General features: G+C 66.5%; 6 protein-coding genes. 3 read left to right on the forward strand and 3 right to left on the reverse strand.

Features of this window, described 5'->3' with window-relative positions; all coding sequences use genetic code 11:
* The 3 genes from ruvX to gshB form a co-directional block, all read right to left on the reverse strand.
* Positions 1-313, reverse strand: a 313-nt coding sequence (ruvX, locus tag QZY06_RS17065) for a Holliday junction resolvase RuvX (RefSeq protein ID WP_295686300.1), incomplete at its 3' end; no start/stop codon positions are given.
* On the reverse strand, positions 306-866 hold the full coding sequence (locus QZY06_RS17070; protein ID WP_022976097.1) for a YqgE/AlgH family protein: 561 nt from the start codon (positions 864-866) through the stop codon (positions 306-308). The genes ruvX and QZY06_RS17070, both read right to left, overlap by 8 nt.
* A 45-nt stretch (positions 867-911) precedes the next feature.
* Positions 912-1,865: a glutathione synthase gene (gshB, locus tag QZY06_RS17075; protein ID WP_367275666.1), complete on the reverse strand. Its 954-nt coding sequence runs from the start codon at positions 1,863-1,865 to the stop codon at positions 912-914.
* Between the two features lie 123 nt (positions 1,866-1,988).
* Between gshB and QZY06_RS17080 the strand changes: the two genes are divergently transcribed.
* The 3 genes from QZY06_RS17080 to QZY06_RS17090 all read left to right on the forward strand — a co-directional run.
* Positions 1,989-3,029, forward strand: a complete 1,041-nt coding sequence (locus QZY06_RS17080) for a molybdopterin-dependent oxidoreductase (RefSeq protein ID WP_295686303.1) — start codon at positions 1,989-1,991, stop codon at positions 3,027-3,029.
* Between the two features lie 72 nt (positions 3,030-3,101).
* Positions 3,102-4,643: an FAD-binding oxidoreductase gene (locus tag QZY06_RS17085; RefSeq protein ID WP_295686305.1), complete on the forward strand. Its 1,542-nt coding sequence runs from the start codon at positions 3,102-3,104 to the stop codon at positions 4,641-4,643.
* 62 nt (positions 4,644-4,705) lie between these two features.
* Positions 4,706-5,909, forward strand: a 1,204-nt coding sequence (locus QZY06_RS17090; RefSeq protein ID WP_295686306.1) for an FAD-binding protein, incomplete at its 3' end; no start/stop codon positions are given.

A 5,909-nucleotide genomic window follows, 5' to 3' on the forward strand; every position in this document is an offset into this window, starting at 1 on the left:
CGTCGACCAGGAACATCGGCAGGCCGTAACGGCTGCCGAGTTCCTGAGCAAAGTTGCGCGCCGGCCCGGTGATCGCCTGATCGGCGCCAGCCATGTCGACCGGCAGACCGACGATCACCGCATCCGGCCGCCATTCCTTGATCAGCTTGCCGATCGCGATCCAGTCCGGCTCGCGGCCGTTGGTGACCACCGGCAGCGGCCGGGCGAGGCGGGTGAGATCGTCGCCGACCGCCATGCCGATGCGCTTCAGGCCGTAATCGAAGCCCAGATAGACGCGCGTCTTGGTCGGCGCGCTGCCGTTCGGCTCATGCATGTCCGGCGCGGCTCGCGAGATGGCTGATGTCGACACCGATCAGCCGGGTCGCGGCGATCCAGCGTTCGGCGGCCGGCGTGGCGAACAGCACGCGCTGTTCGACCGGGGCATTGAGCCAGGAATTGGCCAGCACCTCGGTTTCCAGCTGGCCTTCACCCCAGCCGGCGTAACCGAGCAGCACCAGGTAATCGCTCGGGCCTTCGCCGCGGCCGATCGCGCCGAGCACGTCGCGCGACGTGGTGATGTAAAGGTTTTCGTCGACCTTCAGGGTCGAGTCCCAGCCGCCCGGCGCGGTGTGGACGACGAAGCCGCGCTCCGGCTGCACCGGCCCGCCCCAGAAGACGATCGGATCGCCTGGCATCGCTTCGTGATCGACGCCGATCTGGTCGAGCATGTCGGACAGCCGCAGGTCGGTCGGCCGATTGACGACCAGACCCAGCGCGCCCTTTTCGGAGTGCTCGCAGAGCAGGGTCACCGAATGCCGGAAGTTGTCGTCATCGAGGCCGGGCATCGCCACGAGAAACTGGTTGCTGAAGTAGCTTTCGTCGGCCATGCGTTCAGTATCCGGGTGAGGGCATCGAACTGACAAGACGAGTATTCAGCGGGTTCCCAGACGGCGCTCGATGGCGTCGATCAGCAGACCGCCGATGTCGGTACCGAACGCGGCATCGATCTCGCGCGCGCAGGTCGGGCTGGTGACGTTGATCTCGGTCAGGCTTTCGCCGATGACGTCGAGCCCGACGAACAGCAGGCCGCGGCGCACCAGTTCAGGGCCAACCGTTTCCGCGATTCGCTTCTGTGCAGCGGTCAGCGGCCGCGGTTCGCCCTTGCCGCCGGCCGCCAGATTGCCGCGCGTTTCACTGCCTTGCGGAATACGTGCCAAGCCATAGGGCACCGGCACGCCGTCGACCACCAGCACGCGGGTATCGCCATCGACGATCGCCGGCAGATAACGCTGGGCGACGATGGTCCGCCGGCCGTTGTCGCTGAGTTGCTCGATGACGCTGCCGAGGTTCATCGCGTCGGTGCCGATGCGGAAGATGCCGCTGCCGCCCATGCCGTCGAGCGGCTTGTAGATGACGTCGTGATGCTCGGCGTGGAAGGCGCGCAGCGTCTTGTCGTCACGCGAGAATAGGGTTGGCGGACACAGTTCCGGGAACCAGGCGGTGAAGGCTTTTTCGTTGCAATCGCGCAAGGAGGCCGGACGGTTGACCACCAGCGAGCCCTGCGCTTCGGCGCGCTCCAGCATGTAGGTCGTCGCGACGAATTCCATGTCGAACGGCGGGTCCTTGCGCATCAGCATCGCGGTCAGGTCACCAAGCCTCACGACTTCCGGCTCGGAGGTGAAATCGAACCAGTGCTTCTTGTCATCGAACACGGTCACTGCGCGCGTGCGGCCCCAGGCGATGCCATCGCGCAACCAGAGATCGCCCTGCTCGAAATAGCGCAGCGCCCAGCCGCGCGCCTGCGCCGCAAGCATCAGCGCCAGGGTGGTGTCCTTGTAGGGTTTGATCGACCCGATCGGGTCCATGACGATGCCGAGCGTTTTCATCGGGGTGTTCATGCGCGATTCGAGTTCGTGGGGCGCCATGCGGCGGCCGGCGGCAGATGGTAACGGATGGCTTCGACCTGAAGGATCGCGGCGACTTTGCGCGCTTGCCGCAATAATTCGCCGGTGAGTCGATCTGCCGACAATTTCGTCCTGCCACCCGGCCAGGCCCTGACCGACAAGTTCCCGCTGGTCGGCGAGCAGATGCCTGCGCCCGGCTTGAGCTCCGAGACCTGCCGGGTCGTCATCTCCGGCTGCGTCGCGCGGCCGCTGACGGTGACGTTCGCCGAATTGCTGGCGCGGCCATCGCAGCTGCGCGTTGCCGACATCCATTGCGTCACCGGCTGGTCGCGACGCGCTCTGGCCTTTCGCGGCTGGCCATTGACCGAAGTGCTGGCGGCGGCCGGCGTCACTGACGACGCCCGATACGTGCGCTTCATCGCCCACAGCCACCGCGAGCACGACACTTCCCTGCCGCTGGCGCTCGCCCTCGAAGACACCTGGCTGGTCCACGAGATCGATGGCGAGCCGCTGTCGGCCGAGCACGGCGGGCCGCTGCGCACGGTCACGCCCGGTCGCTACTTCTACAAGAGCCTGAAATGGCTGGCCGCGATCGAACTGCTGGCCGAGGATCGGCCCGGTTACTGGGAGCGGGTCAGCGCCTATCACAACGAGGCCGATTTCCGGCTCGAGCAGCGCTTCGATGAAGCGCGCATCTCATCGCCCGAGATCGTTGCGCAGTTCCGCGAGGCAACTGATTTCGCAGGCTGGCGCGACACCGTGCTGCTGAAAGCCCGCCTCGGCGGCTGGCAGCCGCGAACGCTCGATCTGTCCGGCATCCAGGCCAAGGCCTGTTCGTTCCGCAATGCCAAGCTGGCCGGCGTGAATCTGCGTGGCGCGAATCTGAGTTTGTCCAACCTCGAAGGCGCGGATCTGCGCAATGCCGATTTCACGGCTGCCGATCTCGAAGGCGCGAGCTTCGCCGGGGCCGATCTCAGAGGCGCTCGAATGATCGGTGTCGCGCTCTCCGCAACGCGTTTCTTCCGCGACTTCGCCAACGGCAAGCGGCTGGCGGCGCAGGTCGATGGTCTGCTGATCGAAAATCCGCAGGGGCTGCTGGAAGCGCAGGCGGCTTATCTGATCGAGCAGGGCGTGCGCCTGGTTTGAGGTCAGTGCCATCGGCGCGGCCGTTACAATGCCCGCCGGCCAATCCGCCGCGCTCCCCGTGATTTCGCTGCCATGACCGCTGCCGTTTCCTCCGCTGCACTTCCCGCGCTGCTCGGCCCGCATTGCACGGTCGATCCCGATCGCCTGCGCCGCTACGAGATTCCCGAGCGCGGCGAACCGGGCAAGGCCAGTGGTCTGGTGGTGCCGCAGACCGAGGCCGAAGTCGCCAGCCTGCTGGCCACCTGCAGCAAGAATGGCGTGAAGCTGGTGATCAGCGCCGGTCGCACCGGCCTGGTTGAAGCGCAGCGTCCGGACGGTGAAGTGGTGCTGAGTCTGGAAAAGCTCGACCAGCCGCTGAGCTTCGCCACACCTGATGGCGAGGTATTTCGCTTCGGCGAACGCGCCGCACCCGCCGCTCATGCCGATGCGCTGGCCGCCTGGTGGCGTGGCATCGGCGCGCCGCCTTGCGAGGATGCCGTGCTCGAAGTGCAGGCCGGCATGGCGGTCGACGCGGTCAATCTGCTGCTGGCGCCGCTGAACCTGATGTGGCCGATGGAGATGGGTTCGTCGAGTGCGGCCAGCGTCGGCGGCTGCATCGCCAATGCTTCGGCCGGCGCCAATGCCGTCTGCTACGGCACCGCCGCGCATCTGGCGATCCAGGCCTTTGGCTACTCGGGAGATGGCCGCGAGGTGCTCAGCGATGCGCCGGCCTGGAAAGCGGTGCCCGAGGATCTGCTGGCGATCAATTCGGCGCAGCCGCGCCCGGAGTGGGGCCTGATCGGCACCCAGGGCGTGCTCGGCGTGATCACCCGCGCGAAGATCCGCGCCTATGCCATTCCCGGCCAGCGCGAAGCCGCTCTCATCCCGGTCTCCGACATGCCGGCGGCAATGCGCATTCATGCCGCTGCGCGCGCGCTGTTCGGTGACGATGTCGAGGAATTCGAGTTCATCGGCAAGCCAGCGCTGGAATTGGTCCGTGATCTGAAGGGTGATGCCTTCCGCTCACCGCTGGCCCGTCACGATGCGCCTTACTATCTGCTGCTGCAGGTGAAATCGCACAAGGCGCACATCGATCTCGCCGGCATGCTCTACGAGTTTCTGGCCGACGCTGTATCGCTGCCCGAGGACCAGATCGGCTACGCGCCGCTGAAGGCGCTGAAGGAAATCCGCCACTCGATCACCGAAGCCAGTAATGCCCGGATGCGCGCACTCGGCGGAGGTCGCCTGAGCTTCGATACTGCGACGCCGGTTGCGGTGTTCGGCGATTACCTCAAGGTGCTGGAAGCCGAGCTGAAAGCCGAGTACCCGGACATGGCGCTGATCGCCTTCGGGCACGCCGGTGTCGGTGGCGCGCACCTGCACATTCTCGGTTCGAAGGATGCGCCGGTGGCGCGGCACGCCAAGGCGCTGGTCAAGATCGTCTTCGACGTGACTCAGGACTTCGGCGGCACCTTCAGCGCCGAGCATGGCGTCGGCACCAAGTGGGGCGACGAGTTCATCGCCCGCGCGCCAGCCGAGGTGCGCGCGGCACTGATCGCAGCAAAGCGCCGCCACGATCCGGCCGGTACCTTGAGCCCACGCAGCTTCGCGCTCGATCGGCAACTGGCCGGGTAAGCGTTCCCCAACTGCTTTCCGTTCATATTTGGTTTGCGCCAGCGGCCGGCTAGACTCCGGCGATGAACGCGCCCACCCGCGAATTGCTGATCGACGCCGCCGAGTTGTTTGCGGCGCTGAGCGCCGTGCTGCCGAAAGGCGCGCTGCTGACCACCGTCGAGCAGATGCGGCCCTACGAATGCGATGGCCTGTCGATGTACCGGCGGCTGCCGCTGTGCGTTGCGCTTCCCGTCGATGAAGCCCAGGTCGCCGCCGTGCTGCGCATCTGTCATGCGCGCAGCGTTCCGGTGGTCGCGCGTGGCCACGGCACCGGGCTGGCCGGTGGGGCGTTGCCGGAAGAAGGCGGCGTGCTGCTGTCGCTGGCGCGGCTCAATCGCATCGTCGAACTGGATCCGCTGGCGCGCATCGCACGCGTGCAGCCCGGCGTCCGCAACCTTGCGATCAGCGAAGCCGCCGCGCCGCACGGCTTGTACTACGCGCCCGATCCTTCGAGCCAGATCGCCTGCTCGATCGGCGGCAACGTCGCCGAGAACTCTGGCGGCGTGCACTGCCTGAAGTACGGCCTGACAGTGCACAACGTCGTCGCCGCGCGCGTGCTGATGGCCGATGGCGAGTTGCTGGAACTCGGCGGTGAAGCGCCGGATGCGCCGGGCTATGACCTGATGGCGCTGCTGGTCGGCTCCGAAGGTCTGCTCGGCGTGGTCACCGAAGTCACCGTCAAACTGCTGCCGCGTCCGCAACTAGCGCGGGTGGTGATGGCCTGCTTCAACAGCGTCGAACAGGCCGGGCAGGGTGTCGCTGCGATCATCGCCGCCGGCATCATTCCGGCCGGGCTGGAGATGATGGACAAGCTGGCGATCGCCGCCGTCGAAGATTTCGTCCACGCCGGCTATCCACTCGATGCCGAAGCAATCCTGCTTGCCGAAAGCGACGGCACGCCCGAAGAAGTGGCGCACGAGATCGAGCGCATCGAAGCCGTGCTGCTGGCCGCGGGCGCCACCGCGATGCGCACCTCGAAGGATGAAACCGAACGTCTCAAGCTCTGGGCCGGCCGCAAGGCCGCGTTCCCGGCGGTGGGCCGGATCACGCCGGATTACTACTGCATGGACGGCACCATTCCGCGCCGCTATCTCGGCGAGGTGCTGCGCAAGATCGCCGATCACTCCGCCGAGTTCGGTCTGCTCTGCGCCAACGTGTTTCATGCCGGTGACGGCAACCTGCATCCGCTGATCTTCTACGACGCCAACAAGCCCGGCGACATCGAAA

It is taken from the genome of uncultured Nevskia sp. (assembly GCF_903885465.1).
GTDB lineage: Bacteria > Pseudomonadota > Gammaproteobacteria > Nevskiales > Nevskiaceae > Nevskia.